The organism is Streptomyces sp. NBC_00370, from assembly GCF_036084755.1.
Taxonomy (GTDB): Bacteria; Actinomycetota; Actinomycetes; order Streptomycetales; family Streptomycetaceae; genus Streptomyces.
In genome coordinates, this window is sequence record NZ_CP107968.1 from 3,470,476 (window position 1) to 3,490,459 (window position 19,984).

General features: G+C 71.9%; 17 protein-coding genes. 6 read left to right on the forward strand and 11 right to left on the reverse strand.

The genetic code is table 11. From position 1 onward, the window contains the following. Positions 1-2,066: 2,066 nt before the first annotated feature. The 6 genes from OHS57_RS15345 to rsmI all read right to left on the reverse strand — a co-directional run bounded on the left by OHS57_RS15345 (position 2,067) and on the right by rsmI (position 7,878). The gene (locus tag OHS57_RS15345) at positions 2,067-2,978 is read right to left on the reverse strand and encodes a 4-(cytidine 5'-diphospho)-2-C-methyl-D-erythritol kinase (RefSeq protein ID WP_328582292.1); all 912 of its coding nucleotides are present in this window, start codon (positions 2,976-2,978) and stop codon (positions 2,067-2,069) included. Beyond that, positions 2,975-3,868: a 16S rRNA (adenine(1518)-N(6)/adenine(1519)-N(6))-dimethyltransferase RsmA gene (gene rsmA / locus OHS57_RS15350; protein ID WP_328582293.1), complete on the reverse strand. Its 894-nt coding sequence runs from the start codon at positions 3,866-3,868 to the stop codon at positions 2,975-2,977. Before rsmA ends, OHS57_RS15345 begins: the two co-directional genes overlap by 4 nt. Then, positions 3,865-5,085, reverse strand: a complete 1,221-nt coding sequence (locus OHS57_RS15355) for a ubiquitin-like domain-containing protein (protein ID WP_328585072.1) — start codon at positions 5,083-5,085, stop codon at positions 3,865-3,867. Before OHS57_RS15355 ends, rsmA begins: the two co-directional genes overlap by 4 nt. A 319-nt stretch (positions 5,086-5,404) precedes the next feature. Beyond that, positions 5,405-6,283: a TatD family hydrolase gene (locus tag OHS57_RS15360; RefSeq protein WP_041988867.1), complete on the reverse strand. Its 879-nt coding sequence runs from the start codon at positions 6,281-6,283 to the stop codon at positions 5,405-5,407. Positions 6,284-6,350: 67 nt separating this feature from the next. After that, positions 6,351-6,836 carry a hypothetical protein gene (locus tag OHS57_RS15365; protein ID WP_328582294.1) on the reverse strand — a complete coding sequence of 162 codons (486 nt, stop codon included), beginning with the start codon at positions 6,834-6,836 and terminating at the stop codon, positions 6,351-6,353. Positions 6,837-6,966: 130 nt separating this feature from the next. After that, positions 6,967-7,878, reverse strand: a complete 912-nt coding sequence (rsmI, locus tag OHS57_RS15370; RefSeq protein ID WP_328582295.1) for a 16S rRNA (cytidine(1402)-2'-O)-methyltransferase — start codon at positions 7,876-7,878, stop codon at positions 6,967-6,969. A gap of 89 nt (positions 7,879-7,967) precedes the next feature. Between rsmI and OHS57_RS15375 the strand changes: the two genes are divergently transcribed. The 6 genes from OHS57_RS15375 (at position 7,968) to OHS57_RS15400 (ending at position 15,158) form a co-directional block, all read left to right on the forward strand. Then, positions 7,968-9,689, forward strand: coding sequence for a dolichyl-phosphate-mannose--protein mannosyltransferase (locus OHS57_RS15375; protein WP_328582296.1), 1,722 nt, complete (start codon positions 7,968-7,970; stop codon positions 9,687-9,689). A 26-nt stretch (positions 9,690-9,715) separates the two neighbouring features. Then, positions 9,716-10,495: a nucleotidyltransferase gene (locus OHS57_RS15380; RefSeq protein ID WP_328582297.1), complete on the forward strand. Its 780-nt coding sequence runs from the start codon at positions 9,716-9,718 to the stop codon at positions 10,493-10,495. Positions 10,496-10,588: 93 nt separating this feature from the next. Beyond that, a complete protein-coding gene (locus OHS57_RS15385; RefSeq protein ID WP_328582298.1) occupies positions 10,589-12,247 on the forward strand; it encodes a penicillin-binding transpeptidase domain-containing protein in 1,659 nt (552 codons plus the stop codon). A gap of 72 nt (positions 12,248-12,319) precedes the next feature. After that, a complete protein-coding gene (locus OHS57_RS15390; protein WP_328582299.1) occupies positions 12,320-12,817 on the forward strand; it encodes a YbaK/EbsC family protein in 498 nt (165 codons plus the stop codon). After that, complete coding sequence (locus OHS57_RS15395) at positions 12,814-13,665, forward strand: DMT family transporter (RefSeq protein WP_041988857.1); 852 nt, start codon at positions 12,814-12,816, stop codon at positions 13,663-13,665. The genes OHS57_RS15390 and OHS57_RS15395 overlap by 4 nt, the downstream gene beginning before the upstream one ends. 167 nt (positions 13,666-13,832) lie before the next feature. Next, positions 13,833-15,158, forward strand: a complete 1,326-nt coding sequence (locus OHS57_RS15400) for an alpha-amylase family glycosyl hydrolase (protein WP_328582300.1) — start codon at positions 13,833-13,835, stop codon at positions 15,156-15,158. Between the two features lie 44 nt (positions 15,159-15,202). Here OHS57_RS15400 and OHS57_RS15405 read toward each other — a convergent pair whose 3' ends face one another. From OHS57_RS15405 to OHS57_RS15425, 5 genes are all read right to left on the reverse strand, one after another. Then, positions 15,203-15,982, reverse strand: coding sequence for an SDR family NAD(P)-dependent oxidoreductase (locus tag OHS57_RS15405; protein ID WP_041988853.1), 780 nt, complete (start codon positions 15,980-15,982; stop codon positions 15,203-15,205). A 7-nt stretch (positions 15,983-15,989) separates the two neighbouring features. Then, positions 15,990-17,147 (reverse strand): serine hydrolase domain-containing protein, encoded by a 1,158-nt coding sequence (locus tag OHS57_RS15410; RefSeq protein ID WP_041988851.1) that lies wholly within the window; start codon positions 17,145-17,147, stop codon positions 15,990-15,992. 64 nt (positions 17,148-17,211) lie between these two features. Beyond that, complete coding sequence (locus tag OHS57_RS15415; RefSeq protein ID WP_328585073.1) at positions 17,212-18,021, reverse strand: energy-coupling factor ABC transporter ATP-binding protein; 810 nt, start codon at positions 18,019-18,021, stop codon at positions 17,212-17,214. After that, complete coding sequence (cbiQ, locus tag OHS57_RS15420; protein ID WP_041988850.1) at positions 18,009-18,770, reverse strand: cobalt ECF transporter T component CbiQ; 762 nt, start codon at positions 18,768-18,770, stop codon at positions 18,009-18,011. Before cbiQ ends, OHS57_RS15415 begins: the two co-directional genes overlap by 13 nt. After that, positions 18,770-19,846 (reverse strand): energy-coupling factor ABC transporter permease, encoded by a 1,077-nt coding sequence (locus OHS57_RS15425; RefSeq protein WP_328582301.1) that lies wholly within the window; start codon positions 19,844-19,846, stop codon positions 18,770-18,772. Before OHS57_RS15425 ends, cbiQ begins: the two co-directional genes overlap by 1 nt. Positions 19,847-19,984: the final 138 nt, after the last annotated feature.

Sequence of the window (19,984 nt, forward strand, 5' to 3'; positions counted from 1 at the left end):
TGGGGCGAAGGGTGCGGGTCAGGGCGGCATGAGCCGGGGGCTGTGCGGGCCCGGAAGTTAGCCGGTCGGAGGGCCGCCCCTGAGCATTGAGTGTCGCGGCTCCGGTCCGGGCGTCAAGGGCGCTCCTGCGTCGCGTCGGCTTCGCCGATTGCGCTGCGCTTAACCCTTGACCCCCGGCCCTCCACCGCAAGTGCTTCTTTGAGGGGGGGCGGCCGGGGGGCTCCACGGGGGAGGCCCGGGAGTGGTGGCGGCTGCTTTGCCGGGTGCGGGTGCCGCGCGGCGGTTGCGTGGGGGGACTCGGCCCGGCTCAGCGTCCGCCCCGGCCGGGTATCGGTTGCGACTCATGCCCCGCTGGTCACTGGGGGTGGGTGTGGGGCGGGAAGATGCCTGGGCGGGGGTGGTTGGGCCGGGGCAACGGGCCGGTGGGTGGGGCGGGTGTGACTGGGGTGATGGGGGATGGCCTGTGGGGCGGCGATCCCGCGCCTTTTGCGTCCTGTGTTGCGTTGGACGCGCTGTATGGCGCATCAGGCGGGTGGAGGGTCCTGGGTGTCGGGGTGGGTGTGACGGGTGGGGCCGTGGAGCCCTCGTCGACCTCGGGGCGGAAGTGGGCTGCGGCCGGGGCCTGTCGCGGGCCGGGGTGCGTGGAATGCCGTCGCTCACGCAAGTCCCGACTGCCGCACCTGGCCTGTGAGTCACACCCGTTCCACTGCCCGGGGCCCGCACCGGCTTGATACGCCCCGCAGCGCGTTGAACGCAACACCCCAGGCATAAGGCTTCCGGCGGCCGACCCACTGGGCACTTCCGTCACACCCGCCCCGCCGCTCGAAGGATCGCACCGGCTCCATGTGCCCCCACGCATAAGGCCCCTGACGGCCACCTCGCTGGGCACTCCCGTCACACCGCCCGGGGCCCGCAACGGCTTGATGTGCCCCGCAGTGCACCTAACGCAACCCGCCACGCAAGAGGCGCCCGTCGGGGGCCTCACCGGGCACTCCCGTCCCACCCGCCTCGCCGCTCGAAGGATCGCACCGGCTTCATGTGCCCTCCACGCATAAGGCCCCCGGACGGCCGCCTCGCTGGACACTCCCGTCACACCGCCCGGTGCCCGCACCGGCCTGATGCGTCCCGCCGCGCGTCTAACGCAACCACCCACGCAAAAGGCGCGGGATCGCCGCCCCACGGGCCATCCCCCGTCACCCCAGTCACCCCAGTCACACCCGCCGGCCCGTTGCCCCGGCCCAACCACCCCCGCCCAGGCATCTTCCCGCCCCACACCCACCCCCAGTGACCAGCGGGGCATGAGTCGCAACCGATACCCGGCGGGGGTGGACGCTGAGCCGGGCCGAGTCCCCCCACGCAACTGCCGCGTGGCACCCGCACCCGGCCAAGCCGCCGCCACCACTCCCGGGCCTCCCCCGTGGAGCCCCCCCCCCCGGCCGCCCCCCTCAAAGAAGCACTTGCGGTGGAGGGCCGGGGGTCAAGGGTGAAGCGAAGCGCAATCGGCGCAGCCGACGCGACGCAGGAGCGCCCTTGACGCCCGGACCGGAGCCGCGACACTCAAAGATCAAGGGGCGGCCCTGCGGCCGCCCGCAATTCCCGGCCCACCCAACCCCCGGCCCATGCCCCCATCATCCGACCGTGGGCATCGCGAACGACGCCGACACCAACCTCCTTGGCGTCCTGCGGGGGGAGGCGTTTGCCGGGGCCGGCTGGAGGTTCCGGTCATCGTCCTGGGACGCGTACGAAGTCGAGACGAGCTGGTGCCAGGTCGAACTTGATCCTGGTGGCAGGTCGGACACCCTGCTCAACGGCGTCGTCGACCCCGACAAGGTCGACGTCCTCGCGACGCTGCTCTCGCAATTCGGGCTGAGCTTCAGCCTCGAGCTGTACTACGCGAACGGCTCCGCCATGTGCTGGCCCAGGCCGAGCAACGTCATCCGTGACGGCTGCACCGACGCGATACGCGGCCGTCCGGTGTCATCCGCATACGCGGCACCCTCGCACAGACCCGCGCCGACGAGGCGAGACGGCAAGAGGTCGACCAAGAGGTCGACAAGGCGCCCCCCTCAAACCACCGTCGCCCCCGCCGCCGGTGACTGCGCCACCCGTGCCGTGCGGCACGTGCCCGACGCCGTGAGCGCCTTCGCCACCTGGCTCGCGGTCTCCTGATCCTCCGTCAAGAAGGCCGTCGTGGGGCCCGATCCCGAGACCAGGGCCGCCACCGCGCCCGCCGCCGTGCCTGCCGCGAGGGTGTCCGCCAGTGATGGGCGCAGTGAAAGCGCCGCGCGCTGGAGATCGTTGCTCAGTGTTGAGGACAGCGCCGCCACGTCGCCCTTGCGCAGGGCCGCCAGCAGCGCCGGGTCGGCGACCGGGGCGTGCAGCCCGGCGCCCTCCGCCTCCGCCAGCCGGTCGAACTCGCGGAAGACGGCCGGAGTCGACAGCCCGCCGTCCGCGACGGCGAACACCCAGTGGAACGTGCCGCCGACGTCGAGCGGGGTGAGCTGCTCGCCGCGGCCCACACCCAGCGCCGCGCCGCCCAGCAGGCTGAAGGGCACGTCGCTGCCCAACTCGGCGCAGATGTCGAGGAGTTCACGCTGCGACGAGTTGAGCTGCCAGAGCACGTCACACGCCAGCAGCGCACCCGCACCGTCCGCGCTGCCGCCCGCCATCCCCCCGGCGACCGGGATGTCCTTGACGATATGGATGTGGACGCGCGGGTCGATGCCGTGCCGTGCGGCCAGCACGAGTGCCGCGCGGGCCGCCAAGTTCGTACGGTCCAGGGGGACTTGGTCCGCGTCCGGGCCTTCGCACGTGACGCGCAGCTCGTCCGCCGGCGTCACCGTCACCTCGTCGTGGAGCCCGACGGCCAGGAAGATGTTCGCGAGGTCGTGGAAGCCGTCGGGACGGGCCGCGCCCACCGACAGCTGCACGTTGACCTTCGCAGGAACCCGAACTCGTACTCCTACTCGAGCGCTCACGCACCCGCCCCCTTCGACTCCGCCTTCGATCCCGGCTTCGACTCCGCGATCCGCGCGAACTCCTCCACCGTCAACGACTCCCCCCGCGCCTGCGGCGACACCCCCGCCGCCACCAGCGCCGCCTCCGCCGCCGGCGCCGACCCCGCCCATCCCGCGAGTGCCGCCCGCAGCGTCTTGCGGCGCTGCGCGAACGCCGCGTCGACCACAGCGAAGACCTCCAGCCGCGACGCGGTCGTCTTCACCGGCTCCGCGCGCCGTACGAGCGCGACCAGCCCCGAGTCCACGTTCGGCGCCGGCCAGAAGACCGAGCGGCCGATCGCGCCGGCCCGCTTGACGTCCGCGTACCAGTTGGCCTTCACCGACGGCACCCCGTACACCTTGTTGCCGGGCCCCGCCGCCAGCCGGTCGGCGACCTCGGCCTGGACCATGACCAGCGTCCGCTCGATGGTCGGGAAATGCTCCAGCATGTGCAGCAGTACGGGCACGGCGACGTTGTACGGAAGGTTCGCGACGAGCGCCGTCGGCGGCGGGCCCGGCAGCTCCGTCACCCGCATCGCGTCCGAGTGCACCAGCGCGAACCGGTCGGCGCGCGACGGCATCCGCGCCTCGATCGTCGCGGGCAGCGCGCCCGCCAGTACGTCGTCGATCTCGACCGCCGTCACCCGGTCCGCCGCTTCGAGCAGCGCCAAGGTCAGCGAGCCGAGCCCGGGGCCGATCTCCACCACCACGTCGTCCGCGCGTACCGCCGCCGTACGGACGATCTTGCGGACGGTGTTGCCGTCGATCACGAAGTTCTGGCCGCGCTGCTTCGTCGGGCGTACGCCCAGCGCTTCGGCCAGTTCACGGATGTCGGCGGGGCCGAGGAGTGCGTCGGGCTCAGTGGTGCTCACCCGGTAAGCCTACGGCCGCAGTGCGGCCACGGACTCGCCCCCCGTTGCACGTAGAGCTTCTTCGCCCGCCGGGTCTGCTCGCCCGCCGGCGCGTCCTGCGGACGGCCGCTGCCGCCCAGCGACCGCCAGGTCCCGGTGTCGAACTGGTAGAGACCGCCGTAGTTGCCGGACGAGTCGACCGCGTTCGGCCGGCCGCCCGACTCGCACGCCGCGAGCCCGCCCCAGTTCAGCCCGTCGGCCCCGCCGCCACCCGCGCCACCGCCCGCACCGTCATCCGCGACAGGGACCGGTTTCGGCTTCGTACCGACCCTGACCCGCTGCGTGACCGGCTCGCGCACCACCTCGACCCCGATTCTGCGGGGCTTCTCCTTGACCCCGTTGACCGTGCGCAGCGCGTACGTGACGCGCCGGGAGCCCTGTCTGCCCTGCCGGTCGACGATCTCCGTCCCCTTGAAGACCGTCGGGTCCTGGGTCTTCTCCGTGTCGTACGGGATCGGCTCCTCGTGCACCTCGCGGCTGTCCGTGATGCGCATGACGGTGACGGTCTGGCCGTCGCGCGGGAAGCTGCTCCCGGGTACGGACGTGTCGTCCTTCGCGTGCAGGGTGATCCCCGCGTCGGCCAGCGCCTCGCGGACCGTCGCCGCGTTGGTGCGGATGGTGCGTTCGCGGCCGTCGGCCATGAACGTCACGGCCCGCTCGGTCCGTACGTCCAGGGCAAGACCGTGCCGCGAGATCGCCGAGGACCTGGACACCGACAGGAACGCGCCCTCGGCGCGCACCCCGAGCTGCCGCAGCGCGCCGTCGACCGTGCGGGCCGTCGTCCAGACGCGGCGGCGCTGCCCGTCGAGGGTCAGCAGTACGGGACGGCCGTAGCGGACGACGACCTCGTCGCCGTCCGCGAGGTCGTCACCGGGAGCCGGGGCGACGATGTCGTGCGCGCCGACCGTGACGCCCTGGTCGGCGAGCAGTTCGTCCACGCCGCCCGCGAAGGTGTGCAGGGTGCGGGATGCGCCGTCGACGCTGAGCTTCACGGCCTTGTCGTTGGCGACGAAGGCGGAGGTCCCGCCGGCGAGGAACGCGACGACGAGGGCCTGCGGTACGAGCCTGCGCAACGTGTCGGGGGCCGGGGCGGCGGGTCTGCGGCGGCGCGAGCCACGGCGGGAGGCGTTGGCGGGAGCGTCGCGAGGCGCCCCACCGGAAACCGCGACATCCAGCATCGTGTGCTGCTCGGGCACCGTGTGCTGCTCGGGCACCATGTGCTGCTCGGGCAGATACGGCTCCAGCCACGGCACCGTCGGCGCCGACGCCAGCGCCGCCGCCGAAGGCGCAGGTCCGGGCGGAGGCGGCGGCTCCACCGACCTGGTGGCGTGGCGGCGGCCGCGTGCCGCACGGTGACTGCCCTGCGAATTGCTCACGACGCTCCACAAGTTCGGGTGACCACGACCGTGGTGCCCCGGGAGAGTAGCGGAGCTTTCGTCACTCTCCAAAGCGACTCGACCACACACCGTGGTCACGCCTCACCCGCAGCGGCAGAGTTCAGGTGGCCGCGTAACCGAAAGCCGCCGCCGTGTTACGCGCCACGGCCCCCGCCATCGCGTCCTCGTCGATCTCCCGCACCTCCGCCATCGCGCGTAGGGTCACGGGAATCAGATACGGCGCATTCGGGCGGCCCCGATACGGCGCCGGCGTGAGAAAGGGCGCATCGGTTTCGACAAGAATCAGCTCCAGCGGCGCTATTGTGAGCGCGTCACGCAACGGCTGAGCATTTTTGAATGTCACATTGCCTGCGAATGACATGAAGTAACCGGCCGCAGCACAAACTCGCGCCATTTCCGCATCACCGGAATAACAATGGAACACGGTCCGCTCGGGTGCGCCTTCCTCGGTGAGGATCCGCAGTACGTCGGCGTGCGCCTCGCGGTCGTGGATGACCAGCGCCTTGCCGTGCCGTTTGGCGATCTCGATGTGCGCGCGGAACGAGCGCTCCTGCGCCGCGACGCCCTCGGGGCCCGTACGGAAGTGGTCGAGCCCGGTCTCGCCGACGGCGAGCACCTGCGGGAGGGCGGCCAGCCGGTCGATCTCGGCCAGCGCCTCGTCCAGCGCGGCCTCGCCGCCGCCGGCCCGCTCGCCCTGGCGCGACCAGCCGTCCGGGTCGCCGTGGACGATACGGGGCGCCTCGTTGGGGTGCAGGGCCACCGCCGCGTGGATGTTCTCGTGGGCCGCCGCCGTCTCGGCGGCCCAGCGCGACCCCTTCAGGTCGCAGCCCACCTGGACGAGCGTGGTCACTCCGACGGACGCGGCCTTCGCGAGGCCCTCGTCGACCGTGTCGCTCTGCATGTCCAGGTGGGTGTGCGAGTCGGCCACCGGCACCCGGAGGGGAGCGGGCAGCGGCGGGGCTGCTTGTTTCGAACTCATGGGCGCGATCCTACGTAGCGGCTACGTGGGACACGCCCCCCGGACGTCAGCTCTCGTCCCGCCGGCGTCAGCCCTGATTGCGACTCTCGTCGTGGTGCTGATGGTGGAAGGGGTGCAGCAGGTCGGACAGGTGCCAGTGGTGGTGCTGACCGGACTTCTTGACGGCCGCACCGCCGTCGCCCGGTATCGCGGCGTCCGCCGGACTCCCGGACGTGACCCCGGTCGGCCCGGAAGCGGCTCCGGAAGCCGTCCCGGGTATCGCCGCCGCCGCTGCCGGTGTCTCCGCTGTGTGGAACTGTCCTGCCAGCGCCCGTACGGACGACACCTGGCCGGACCTCATGATGCGCACGACGTGCCCGCCGCAGTTGCCACAGGTCGGGCTGGACAACGGGGACGGGACCCGCAGGCCCTCGCACTTGTACACAACGAAGTTGTGACCGTCGCCGTCGACGTGGTGCTCAATGTCGTAGGCCGATTCCCAGCCGTGTCCGCATCGCATGCAGGCGAAGGCGTATGCCTCGTGTGCCACGACGCTACCGGTGATCTCACTCATGCTTTCTTCCTCTCCACTCATCCCAGTGGACGCCTTTACCGGCGGAAGTGCATCAGTGCCTGTCGATTAATGGAGCGGTCTTGGCCTTCTCATGCCCCAATGCCCATTGACCCGGTCTCGGCTTTGCATTTCACGATGGTCCTTTACTGTCAGCGACCCCCGCGCGAGCCGCGTTCTTTGCCGCGACCACCGCATCGAAGACCTCCCGCTTGGGCAGCCCGGCGTCGGCGGCGACAGCGGCGATGGCCTCTTTGCGCCGCTCCCCCGCCTCCTCCCGCACGAGCACCCTGCGTACCAGCTCGTCGGCGTCGAGATCCTCGCCGCCACGCTCGGGGGCTCCCTCGACCACGACGGTGATCTCGCCCCGTACGCCGTCGGCGGCCCACGCGGCCAGCGCGCCGAGACCGCCGCGCTTCACCTCTTCGTACGTCTTGGTCAGCTCACGGCAGACGGCGGCCCTGCGGTCGGCGCCGAAGACCTCGGCCATCGCGGCGAGGGTGTCGTCCAGGCGGTGCGGCGCCTCGAAGTAGACGAGGGTGCGGCGCTCGTCGGCGGCGTCCCGCAGTCTGCTGAGCCGTTCGCCCGCCTTGCGCGGCAGGAAGCCCTCGAAGCAGAAGCGGTCGACGGGCAGCCCGGACAGCGCGAGCGCCGTCAGCACGGCGGAAGGACCCGGCACGGCCGTGACCTTGATGTCGCGCTCGACCGCCGCTGCCACCAGCCGGTAGCCGGGGTCGGAGACCGACGGCATGCCCGCGTCCGTGACCAGCAGCACCCGCGCGCCGCCCGCCAGCGCCTCGACCAGCTCGGGGGTACGGGCCGACTCGTTGCCCTCGAAGTACGACACGACGCGTCCCCGCGTCTGCACGCCCAGCGCCTGGGTGAGTCTGCGCAGCCGCCGGGTGTCCTCGGCGGCCACCACATCGGCCGTCTCCAGCTCGGCGGCGAGCCGGGGCGGCGCGTCCGTCACGTCCCCGATGGGGGTCCCGGCGAGGACGAGCGTGCCGAGGGCGGGCGTGGGATGGTCTAGCGGCGTCGCGTTCACACCGGCCATCCTCGCAGGAGCGGGGGCAAGCACCCTCCTCCCGGGGGCGGGCGCACCCCGCCCACAGCGGCGTTCCCTACGATGGCGCGGTGACCAGTACCGCGCCCAAGTCTCTGCAGGGCCACGACGCCGACGACACGCCGCCTTCCTGGCCGCAGCGACTGCGCCGGTTCGGCCATGTCCCGCGCCAGGTCACAGGGCTGCGCGACCGGCTCGATCCCCCCTTCAACCAGCCGTCCGAACGCCTGTGGGACGTGCTCAACGTGCCCCCGCTGCTCGCCCGCCGGCTGACCCGCTGGTCGGGCTGGGGCGGTCCGCTGCTCGTCGCGCTGCTCGCGGGCGTGCTGCGGTTCTGGCACCTCGGCAGTCCGAAGGCGGTGATATTCGACGAGACGTACTACGCCAAGGACGCCTGGGCGCTCATCCACCAGGGCTACGAGGGCAACTGGCCCAAGGACATCGACAAGCAGATCCTCGCCGACCCGTCCGCAGTGCCGGTGCCGAGCGATCCGGGTTATGTCGTGCACCCGCCGGTCGGGAAGTGGGTCATCGGCCTCGGCGAGCAGCTGTTCGGCTTCGACCCCTTCGGCTGGCGTTTCATGGTCGCGGTGCTCGGCACGCTGTCGGTGCTGATCCTGTGCCGGATCGGCCGGCGGATGTTCCGCTCGACGTTCCTGGGCTGTCTCGCCGGGCTGCTGATGACGGTCGACGGTCTGGCCTTCGTGATGAGCAGGACCGCGCTCCTCGACAGCGTGCTGGTCTTCTTCGTGCTGGGCGGCTTCGGCTGTCTGATCGCGGACCGCGACTGGACCCGGCGGAAGCTCGCCGCCGCGCTGCCGGTGGACGACGAGGGCGTGCTGCGGCCCGACGTACGGGTCGCGGAAGGACTGAAGCTGGGCTGGCGGCCCTGGCGGCTGGCGGCCGGGCTGATGCTGGGCCTCGCGTTCGCGACGAAGTGGAACGGCCTGTTCGTCCTGGCCGCCTTCGCCCTGATGAGCGTGCTGTGGGACGTGGGCTCGCGCCGCACCGCGGGCGCCGTACGCCCGTACCGCGCGGTGTTCCGGCACGACGTGCTGCTGGCCTTCGTGTCGACGGTGGTGCTCGCGCTCGCCACGTACCTGGTGTCGTGGAGCGGCTGGCTCTTCACCGACAAGGGCTACTTCAGGGACTGGGCGCAGCGGGACGGCAAGGGTGGCTCGTTCACCTGGCTGCCGGACTGGCTGCGCAGCTTCTGGCACTACGAGCACGCGGTGTACGAGTTCAACGTCAACCTGACGTCGGGCCACCAGTACCAGTCGAACCCGTGGTCCTGGATCGTCCTGGGCCGGCCGGTCTCGTACTTCTACCAGTCCCCCGCGCCCGGCACAGACGGCTGCCCGTCCGACGCGGGCGAGAAGTGCGCCCGCGAGGTCCTGGCGCTGGGCACCCCGCTGCTGTGGTGGGCGGCCTGCTTCGCGCTCCTGTACGTCCTGTGGCGCTGGGCCTTCCGCCGCGACTGGCGCGCCGGGGCCATCGCCTGCGGCGTGGCGGCGGGCTGGGTGCCCTGGTTCATCTACCAGGAGCGCACGATCTTCCTCTTCTACGCGGTCGTCTTCGTCCCGTTCCTGTGTCTGGCGGTGGCGATGATGATCGGCGCGATCATCGGCCCTGCGGGCTCCGACGAGAGACGCCGGACGATCGGCGCGGTCGGCGCGGGCGTCCTGGTGCTCCTGATCGTCTGGAACTTCATCTACTTTTGGCCCATCTACACGGGCACACCGATCCCGTATCGCGACTGGCAGAACCGGATGTGGTTCGACACCTGGGTGTAGCCGCCCGGAGGACTCAGACTGGTCGGATGACAGACGATCGGACGTCGGACGAAGCGACCAGGCAGCTGCTGACCCGTTTCCTGGACGCCGTGCGGCCCGTCGTGGCGCCTGTGGCCGTCTGGGCGCACGGGTCTCTTGGCGGGGGTGACTACCAGCCGGGGCGTAGCGATCTCGATCTGATCGCCGTCGTCGGGCGGCCCTGTACGGAGGCCGAAGAGGCGCGGCTGCGGGAGTTGCATGAGGGGCTGGTCGCGGACTCGCCGCTCGGGGGCAAGCTGCATTGCGGTTATCTGGCGGCCGAGGAGCTGGCCGACCCTTCGCGTACGCATCTCACCTGGGCGCAGGAGGAGTTGATGCGCCGGCCGGTCACGCCGGTGACCCGGCGCGAGCTGCGTCAGTTCGGGGTCGTGCTGGCCGGTGTGTCGCCCGCGGGGCTGCTGCCCGCCGTGAGCGACGAGGAGTTGGCGGCGTTCGTCGTCGGGGATCTGGCCGGTTTCTGGCGGCCCGTCGTGGACCGGCCCGAGGTGTGGGTGGCGGACGTGTGGGTGGATCTCGGTCTGCTGACGCTGGCGCGGGCGCTGGTCACGCTGCGGGACGGCGAGCTGATCACCAAGCGCCGGGCGCTGGACGTGCTCGGTGAGCTGGGTGCTCCCGCCGAGGTCGTGGCCGACATCAGGGCGCGCCGGTACGGCGAGCCGGGTCCCGCGTCGGAGGAGTGGCCGGCGCGCCGGGCCGCTCTCACGCTCGCCTTCCTCGGTCCGGCGATCGACCGGGTCGTGGCGGATTACGCCATCCCGGTCCGATAACGCTCTCCCCTGGTGTCACACGGGTCCCGTAGAGTGCGTCCCGACTGCCTTTGAACATGTTCAAAGGGGCTCCTGGGGAGGGGGATCGCATTCATGCGAAGCGGGGCGAAGGCTGCCGTCATCGGCGGGGCGTTCATCGTGGTGGCCGGCGGGGTCGGGTGGGGCGCGTACAACGTGCTCGACGGGATCACCGGCGGCGGGGGTGACGGCGGCACGTCGAACGTGTCGTCGAAGAACGAGGTGAAGAGCGGACCGCTCAGTTCCGACGAGGTCGACAAGACGGCGAAGGACTTCCTGAAGGGCTGGGCCGCCGGCTCGGAACCGACCGATGTGGCGCAGCTGACCAACAACCCGGCCGACGCGGCGACCGCGCTCGACGGGTACCGCGCCCAGGCCCATGTCACCAAGGCCGTGATCACCCCGGGCAAGGCGACCGGTGCGACCGTGCCGTTCACGGTGCGGGCGACAGTGTCGCTCGGCGGGAAGACCAAGCCCTGGTCGTACAGCTCGAAGCTGACCGTGGTGCGCGGGCTGACCACCGGACGCCCGCTGGTCGACTGGCTGCCGACCGTCATCCACCCGAAGCTGACGAAGACCAGCCATCTCGTCACCAGCGAGGCGCCGACCCCGCCGATCAAGGCGGTCGACCGCAACGGCAAGGAACTGACCAAGGCCAAGTACCCCTCGCTGGGGCCGATCCTGGACGCGCTGCGGGAGAAGTACGGCGCCGACGCGGGCGGTACGTCCGGTGTCGAGCTGCAGATCCAGAGCGACGGCGACAGCGTGCCGGGGACGACGCTGCTCACCCTCAGCAAGGGCAAGGCGGGCAAGCTGCGCACCACGCTCGACGCGAACGTGCAGGGCGCGGCCGAGCGCGCGGTGAAGGAGTTCGGCGAGGCGTCGGTCGCGGCCGTCAGACCGAGCACGGGCGACATACTCGCCGTCGCGAACAACCGTACGGACGGCTTCAACGCGGCCATGCTCGGCAAGCAGGCCCCCGGCTCCACGATGAAGATCATCACCGCCGCGATGCTGATGGAGAAGGGCCTGACCGGGCCCGGCCGTCCATCCCCGTGCCCGCCGACGGTGATGTACGAGGGCCGTACGTTCAAGAACGACGGCGGGTTCTCGATCCCGAACGGCACGCTGACGCAGGCGTTCGCGCGCTCCTGCAACACGTCCTTCATCAAGTGGATCGACGACGTGAAGACCAACGGCCGGACGGACGAAGGGGCGTTGAAGAAGGAGGCCGAAGAGGTCTTCGGGCTCGGCATGGACAACTGGAAGACGGGCGTGACGTCCTTCGACGGCAGTGTGCCGTTCGCCTCCGGCGGTGAGGCCGCCGCGCAGTACATCGGCCAGGGCACCGTCCAGATGAACGTGCTCAACATGGCGTCCGTCGCCGCCACCGCCAAGAACGGCACGTTCCGGCAGCCCGTCGTCGTCCCGCAGTCGCTGGACGGCCGCGACCTGGCCCACGCCTCGCGTTCGCTGCCGGGCTCGGTGGCGCAGGGGCTGCGCGACATGATGAACGTCACAGCGACGAGCGGTACGGGGGCACAGGCGATGGCCTCGCTCAGCGGCTACAAGGGCGCGAAGACCGGCTCCGCCGAGGTCGACGGCCAGCACAACCCGAACAGTTGGTTCGTCGGGTTCCAGGAGGACTGCGCCGCTGCGGCCGTGGTCCAGGCCGGCGGACACGGCGCCGACGCGGCGGGGCCGGTCGTCGCCAAGGTGCTCGCGGCGGACTAGAGAACGGACAGGGGAGGCGGCAGGCAGAAAGCTGGTCGCACCAACCGTCCCTCTGCCGTTAGCGTGCTGGCCATGACCCTTTCTGACAGTGCCGCCAGTCCCCGCTTCACCGAAGCCCTGCGTGAACTCGGCCTCGAAGCGGTGGGTGCGCAGGTCCGCCGCTTCCCCGACGCGACCCGTACGGCGGTGGAAGCGGCCGCGGCCGTCGGCTGTGAGCTGGGCGAGATCGTCAAGTCGCTGATCTTCACGGCGGACGGCGAGCCGGTACTGGTGCTGGTGGACGGCGCTTCGCGCGTCGATGTCGAGCGCGTACGGCAGGAGTTGGGCGCCACGTCCGTCAAGCGGGCCGGCGCCGAGCTGGTCCGGGAGACCACCGGCTACGCGATCGGCGGCGTGCCGCCCTTCGGGCACCGTACGAAGACCCGGGTCCTCGCCGACCGGGGGCTGCTCGACCACGACGTGGTGTGGGCGGCGGCGGGCACCCCGCACACCGTGTTCCCGCTCGACCCCGCGTCCCTCGTCGCCCATGCCGGCGGCACGGTGGTGGATGTGCGCGAGCGCGCCGCGTGACCCCGCTGATCGTCTCGGCCGTCCTGGTCGCGGCCCTCACCCACGCCTCGTGGAACGCCATCGCCCACACGATCAAGGACCAGTTGGTCGCTTTCACGCTCATCTCCGGTGCGGCGGCGCTGATTTCGGTGGTGCTGGCGCTCTTCACGCCGATACCGCGCGCCGAGGCGTGGCCGTATCTGATCGGGTCGGCGGTGCTGCATGTCGCCTACCAGGTGCTGCTGATGCGGTCGTTCAGCCTCGGCGACTTCGGCCAGATGTACCCGATCGCGCGCGGCACCGCGCCACTGGCCGTCACCGTGCTCGCCGCCGTCTTCGTCGGTGAGTCGCTGGACGGCTGGCAGGCGGCGGGCGTCGCGGTCTCGTCGGCCGGGCTCCTCGGCGTCGCGCTGTGGGGCATGAAGGGCGCGAAGACCAAGCCGCAGTGGCCGGCGCTGCTGGCCGCCGTCGCGACGGGCCTGTCGATCGCGTCGTACACCGTCGTGGACGGTGTCGGCGTACGCAACTCCGGCACATCGCTCGGCTACATCGCCTGGCTGATGATCCTGGAGGGCGTGCTGATCCCGGCCTACGCGCTGTACACCAGGCGCGGCGCCCTGCCGGCCCAACTGCGCCCGCACGCGGCCCTCGGGGTGCTCGGCGCCGTGCTGTCGCTCGTGGCGTACGGGCTGGTCCTGTGGGCCCAGACGCGCGCGGCGCTGGCGCCGATCTCGGCCCTGCGCGAGTCGTCGATCATCGTGGGCGCGGCGATAGGCGCGATCTTCTTCAAGGAACGCTTCGGCGCCCCGCGCATCGCCGCCGCCGGGCTGATGGTGGTGGGCATCGGGCTGATGCTGCACAGCAGTTGAGCCAGGGCGGCCGGCGGAACCAGGACAGCCGGCTGAACCCGGGCGGGCAGATGAACATCAGCTTCCGCACCGCGCGTTGAGCGGGCGGGCCCCGGCGGAAGCGGCCAGACTGGGGGCCACCGGGATTCAGGGGAACCGCCCCGCGCCCCCGACGAGAGCGCAGCGCCATGCACTGGTCCGAACACGCCATCTGGTGGCACGTCTACCCCCTCGGCTTCACCGGCGCCGAGAGCGAGGCGCTGGAGCCGTCCGCACCGGCCGTCCCCCGGCTCGCGCGACTGTCCGGGTGGCTGGAGTACCTGCGCGGTCTCGGCTGCAACGGACTCGCCCTCGGGCCGGTGTTCGCTTCCGAGACGCACGGCTACGACACCGTCGACCATCTGCGCGTCGACAGCAGGCTCGGCACCGAGGACGATCTGCGGCGGCTCGTGGACGAGGCGTCGGCGCAGGGCGTACGGGTGCTGCTCGACGGGGTGTTCAACCACGTCGGACGCGGCCACCCCGCCTTCGCGGACGTGCTCGCGCACGGCGACGCCTCGCCGTACGCTTCCTGGTTCCACCGGGAGCCCGACGGGAAGTACCGCACCTTCGAGGGCCATCACCAGCTGGTCGCGCTCAACCACGACGAGCCCGCCGTCGCCGACTACGTCACCGAGGCGATGACGTACTGGCTGGAGCGCGGGATCGCCGGGTGGCGGCTGGACGCCGCGTACCAGGTACCGGTGGCGTTCTGGCGGACGGTGACCGACCGGGTGCGGGCGAGGTTCCCGGAGGCGTGGCTGGTCGGCGAGGTCATCCACGGCGACTACGCCGGTTTCGTGAAGGCCGGCGGGCTGGACTCCGTCACCCAGTACGAGCTGTGGAAGGCGCTCTGGAGTTCGCTCAACGACCGGAACTTCTACGAGCTTTCCTGGTCGCTCGACCGGCACAACGCGCTGCTGGAGACGTTCGCGCCGCAGACCTTCCTCGGCAACCACGACGTGACCCGGATCGCCAGCAAGCTGACCGATCCGCGCCATCTGGAGCACGCGCTGGTGCTGCTGTTCACGCTCGGCGGTGTGCCGTCCGTCTACGCGGGCGACGAGCAGGCGTTCCAGGGCGTCAAGGAGGACCGCGCGGGCGGCGACGACGCCGTACGGCCCGCGTTCCCCGACGACCCCGCCGAACTCGCCCCGTACGGCGCGCCGGTGTACCGGCTGCACCAGCTGCTGATCGGGCTGCGCAGGCGCCATCCGTGGCTGGTGCGGGCGCGTACGTCGGTGACCGAGCTGAGCAACACGAGCTTGGCGTACACCGTGACCGACGGCCCCGCCGACGGAGCGGCCGACGGAGCGCGGACGCTCGCCGTCGCGCTCAACCTCGCCGACGAGCCCGCCGACCTGTCGCTGCCGTCCGGCGCCTGGCAGCAGCTCGCCGGCAGCGGTTCGGTGCGCGCTGACGGGGTGGGGCTGCCGGGCGCCGGCTGGATCGTCGTCGGTACCGAGCCCGGCTGAAACGTCGGTACCGAGCCCGGCTGATCAGATCGGCCGGGCAGGCCCTACTCCCCGCCCGCCAGGTCCCGGCGCAGCCCCAGGTGCGCCGACAGGATCCCGCCGTCCACCGGCAGCGTCACGCCCGTGATCCATGACGCGTCCGACGACGCCAGGAACGCCACGGCAGCCGCGATGTCCTCGGGCTTCCCCACCCGGCCCATCGGGTAGTGCGGGACCGCCAGCGCCAGCGCGTCGCCGCGGTCCGCCCAGGCGTCCGTGCCGATCGTGCCGGGCGCCACGAGATTGACCCGTACGCCCCGCGCCGCCGCGTGGCCGGCCAGCGTACGGGTCAGGCTCGCCAGACCCGCCTTGGCCGCGCTGTACGCGTGGTTGCCGAAGTCCTGCTCGCCGTTGACCGAGCCGATCGAGACGATCGCGCCGCGCCCCGACGCCACGAGATGCGGCAGCGCCGCACGCGCGCAGCGGTAGGCGCCGGTCAGGGTGATGTCGATGTCCCGCTGCCAGACCTCGTCCGGCTCGTCCTCGAAGAGCGGTGCGTCCATCCCGCACGAGTACGCGTTGTTCACGAGCACGTCGAGCACCCCGAACTGCTCGACCGCGTACGCCACCGCCGCCTCGACCGCCGCCCGGTCCGCCACGTCGCAGCCGAGCCCCAGCGCGCCGGGGATGGTCGCCGCCGTCTTCTCGGCGCGCTCCGCGTCCAGGTCGGTGACCAGCACCCGGGCGCCCTCGTCGGCCAGCCGGCGGGCCGTGGCCGCGCCGATGCCCTGGCCGGCTCCGGTGATCAGTACGCCATATCCGTCGAACCGCCTCGTTGCGCTCATCGGCCGATCATGCCGCCGACCGCACCGCCCGCACCAGAGCCTGTGCGCGCGGATCTGCCGTGACGCCCTTGCGCATGCCGTTGGTGACATAGCCGAACGCGATGCCGGAATCGGGGTCGGCGAAGCCCAGCGAACCGCCGCGCCCCGGGTGCCCGAAGGACGACGGGCCGAGCAGCGGGGCTGCGGGCCCGTGCAGCATGAAACCGAGGCCGAAGCGGGTGGCGACGACGAGGACCCGGTCGGGTCCCGCCGACTCCTCGGTCCTGGCGAGGGTGACGGTGGCGGGCGCGAACAGCCGGTGTCCGTCGACCGGTCCGATCATCGCCGCGTAGCAGCGGGCCAGGGCGCGCGCCGTCGCGATACCGCCGGACGCGGGGAGTTCGGCCGCGCGGTACGCGGGCGCGTTCTCGTCGGGCAGCGGGTCGATCACGCCGAAGGCGCGCCGGGTCAGCGAGTCGGGGTCGTCGTACGCGGCGGTGACCGAGCGCTTGGCCCGCAGCCGCAGCGCGCCGCCCACCGGGGGCGGTTCCTGTACGGGGCCGATCCGGCCCACCCGGTGTGCCTCGTCGGCGGGCAGTCCGAGCCAGAAGTCGAGGCCGAGCGGCCGGGCGATCTCCTCGGCGACCCACCGGCCGACACTGCGCCCGGTGACCCGGGAGACCAGTTCGGCGATCAGCCAGCTGTAGGTGTGCGCGTGGTAGCCGTGGTCGGTGCCCGGCTCCCACGCGGGCCGCTGCGCCGCCAGCGCCCTGGGGCCGGACACCCCGTCGACCGCCTCGGCCGGAGTCAACGGCCGGTCGAGCACGGGCAGTCCGGCGCGGTGCGAGAGCAGGTGCCGGACGAGCACGCGCTCCTTGCCCGCGGCCTTGAACTCCGGCCAGTACGTGCCGACGGGCGCGTCCAGATCGATGTGGCCGCGCTGGTGCAGCAGCAGCGGTACGGCGGCCGCGACGCCCTTCGTCGCCGACCGTACGACCTGCGCGGTGTCCAGCGCCCAGGGCTCGGGGCCGTCCACGTCGCGCGTGCCGCCCCACAGGTCGACGACCTTGCGCCCGTCGCGGTAGACGGCGACAGCGGCGCCGTGGTCGCCGAGTTGCTCGAAGTTCCGTACGAAGGCATCCCTGACCGGCTCGAAGCCGGCCTCCACCGTGCCCTGGACGTCCACGCCCGTACTCCCGCTCGTTCCGCCCTGCCCGGCCCATCCGCGGCGTCGTCGCGACGCCGTACCTCTATGGTGCTACGTCACCGAGGGAGACCGAACGCGGGTCGAATCCGAAAGGCAGTTCAAGGCGGTGCGCGCCCATCAGTTCCGCGTCGCCGAGCAGCCGCTGCGTGGGCCCGTCGGCGGCGATGACGCCGTCGCTGAGGATGACGGCGCGCGGGCAGAGTTCGAGGGCGTACGGCAGGTCGTGCGTGACCATCAGGACCGTGACGTCCAAGGTCCGCAGGATGTCGGCCAGTTCGCGCCGGGAGGCCGGGTCCAGGTTAGACGACGGCTCGTCCAGGACGAGGATCTCGGGCTCCATCGCGAGGACGGTCGCGACGGCGACCCGGCGGCGCTGCCCGAACGACAGGTGGTGCGGCGGCCGGTCGGCGTACTGCTCCATGCCGACCTGGGTGAGCGCCGTCACCACCCGCACCTCCAGCGCCTCGCCGCGCAGCCCGGCGGCGGCCGGGCCGAACGCCACGTCCTCGCGGACCGTCGGCATGAACAGCTGGTCGTCGGGGTCCTGGAAGACGATGCCCACCCGCCGCCTGATCTCGGCGAGATGCTGCTTGCCGACGGGCAGCCCTGCGACGGTCACCGATCCGGCGCCGGCCGTGAGGATGCCGTTCAGATGCAGCACGAGCGTGGTCTTGCCCGCGCCGTTGGGGCCGAGTACGGCGACGCGCTCGCCGCGCGCGATGGTCAGGTCGACGCCGAAGAGGGCCTGGTGGCCGTCGGGGTACGCGTAGGCGAGGCCGCGCACGTCGAGGGAGGGCGGCGCAGGTGCGGCGGCCGTGTCGAGGCCGGTCGGAGCGGTGGTCACAGGGTCCAGCCAAGCAGACAGACGGCGGCGGCCGTCACCGGGAGCGCGGCGGCGTGCGCCCACTGGGCGCGGGACGCGGTCACTTCGTCGATGACGGGCATGGTGCCGGTGTAGCCCCGGCTGACCATGGCGAGATGGACGCGCTCGCCGCGCTCGTAGGAGCGGATGAACAGGGCGCCCGCCGACTTGGCGAGGACGCCCCACTGCCGTACCCCGCGCGCCTCGAAGCCGCGTGAGCGGCGGGCGATGGACATCCGGCGCATCTCGTCGGTGATCACGTCCCCGTAGCGGATCATGAAGGAGGCGATCTGCACGAGCATGGGCGGCAGCTTGAGCCGCTGCAACCCGAGGAGCAGCGAGCGCAGTTCGGTCGTGGACGCCAGGATCACCGAAGCGGCCACGCCCAGCGTGCCCTTGGCGAGTACGTTCCAGGCGTCCCACAGTCCCGGCTGGCTCAACGAGAGCCCGGCGACGTGGACTTGCTCGCCGGGGACGACGAAGGGCATGAGCAGCGCGAAGGCCACGAACGGGATCTCGATGAGCAGCCTGCGCAGCAGGAACCCGGCCGGGATCCGGGCGGCGGAGGCGACGGCGCCGAGCAGCAGCGCGTACAGCGCGAACGCCCAGACCGCCTCGCGCGGGGTGGAGACCACGACGAGGACGAAGCAGAAGACGGCGGCGAGTTTGCAGTGCGGCGGCAGCGCGTGGACCGGCGAGTGGCCGTGCCGGTAGAGCTTGTGCGCGTGTCCGGCGCCCATCAGGCGCTCCCGCCGGCCGTGACCGAGCCGGTCGAGTTGGTGGAGTCTGTGCCCTCACGGCGCCTGCGCACCGCCCAGAAGACGCCGCTGCCGACGACGACGGTGGCGCCGACCCCGATCACCCCGGCGAGGCCGCCGGAGATCCGGGCGTCGGAGATGTCCTTGACGCCGTAGTCGGCGAGCGGGGAGTCGGCGGACGCGTGCTCCTCGGTCTTCTTGTCGATGCCCTTGTCAGCGGCGACCTTCTCCAGGCCGTCCGGGCTGGACGACGCGTAGAAGGAGACGAACCCGGCCAGCACCAGCGCGGCGACGATGCCGGCCGCCCAGACGCCGCGCGTGGAGCGGGCGGCCGCCGGAACGGCGGCGGGGGCCGGCTGCTCGGGCGCCGCGTCGACCAGCTGCCCGCCGACCCGCAGCTTCAGCGGCGCGGACAGCCCGCGCGCCCCGTACACCAGGTCGGGGCGTACGGCGATGACGGCGCCGACGGTCAGCGCGGTGATCGCGGCCTCGCCGATCCCGATGAGGACGTGCACACCGACCATCGCCGTCAGGACGTCACCGATCGGGATGTCGGTCGTCCCGCCGATCTCGTAGATCAGGGTGAAGACGAGCGCCGCCGCCGGCACGGACAGCAGCGCGGCGACGAAGGCGGAGACCGTCACCGACCTGCGGGTCCGGGGCAGCAGGCGAACCAGCGCGCGGAAGACCAGGTACGAGACGACGGTCGTCGTCAGCGCCATATCGGTGATGTTCACGCCGAGCGCGGTCAGACCGCCGTCGGCGAAGAGGATGCCCTGCATCAGCAGGACGACGGAGACGCACAGCACACCGGTGTACGGGCCGACGAGGATCGCGGCGAGCGCGCCGCCCAGCAGATGTCCGCTGGTCCCGGCGGCGACCGGGAAGTTGAGCATCTGGACGGCGAAGATGAAGGCGGCGACCAGGCCCGCCAGGGGCGCGGTGCGCTCGTTCAGCTCGCGGCGCGCGCCGCGCAGGCTGACGGCGACCGCGGCGGCCGCGATGACGCCGGTGGCGGCGGACACGGGTACGTCGATGAATCCGTCGGGCACATGCATCAGGGCGCTCCGCTTCCCCCGGGGTCAGAACCATCTGATGGTAATCCCTACCTGCAACTCATTCGCAAGAGCGACTAGCCTGCGAACAACAGTTCACCCACCACCGTTCACCCGCGGGACAGGTCCGAAATGCCCGTA

What these genes read in the sequence shown, in the direction of transcription:
- OHS57_RS15355 (WP_328585072.1), bottom strand. Translation starts at nt 5,085, where the DNA reads ATGCTGGATGTCGCGGTTTCCGGTGGGGCGCCTCGCGACGCTCCCGCC.
- OHS57_RS15360 (WP_041988867.1), bottom strand. Translation starts at nt 6,283, where the DNA reads ATGAGTTCGAAACAAGCAGCCCCGCCGCTGCCCGCTCCCCTCCGGGTG.
- OHS57_RS15365 (WP_328582294.1), bottom strand. Translation starts at nt 6,836, where the DNA reads ATGAGTGAGATCACCGGTAGCGTCGTGGCACACGAGGCATACGCCTTC.
- OHS57_RS15380 (WP_328582297.1), top strand. Translation starts at nt 9,716, where the DNA reads ATGACAGACGATCGGACGTCGGACGAAGCGACCAGGCAGCTGCTGACC.
- OHS57_RS15385 (WP_328582298.1), top strand. Translation starts at nt 10,589, where the DNA reads ATGCGAAGCGGGGCGAAGGCTGCCGTCATCGGCGGGGCGTTCATCGTG.
- OHS57_RS15390 (WP_328582299.1), top strand. Translation starts at nt 12,320, where the DNA reads ATGACCCTTTCTGACAGTGCCGCCAGTCCCCGCTTCACCGAAGCCCTG.
- OHS57_RS15400 (WP_328582300.1), top strand. Translation starts at nt 13,833, where the DNA reads ATGCACTGGTCCGAACACGCCATCTGGTGGCACGTCTACCCCCTCGGC.
- OHS57_RS15405 (WP_041988853.1), bottom strand. Translation starts at nt 15,982, where the DNA reads ATGAGCGCAACGAGGCGGTTCGACGGATATGGCGTACTGATCACCGGA.
- cbiQ (WP_041988850.1), bottom strand. Translation starts at nt 18,770, where the DNA reads ATGGGCGCCGGACACGCGCACAAGCTCTACCGGCACGGCCACTCGCCG.
- OHS57_RS15425 (WP_328582301.1), bottom strand. Translation starts at nt 19,846, where the DNA reads ATGCATGTGCCCGACGGATTCATCGACGTACCCGTGTCCGCCGCCACC.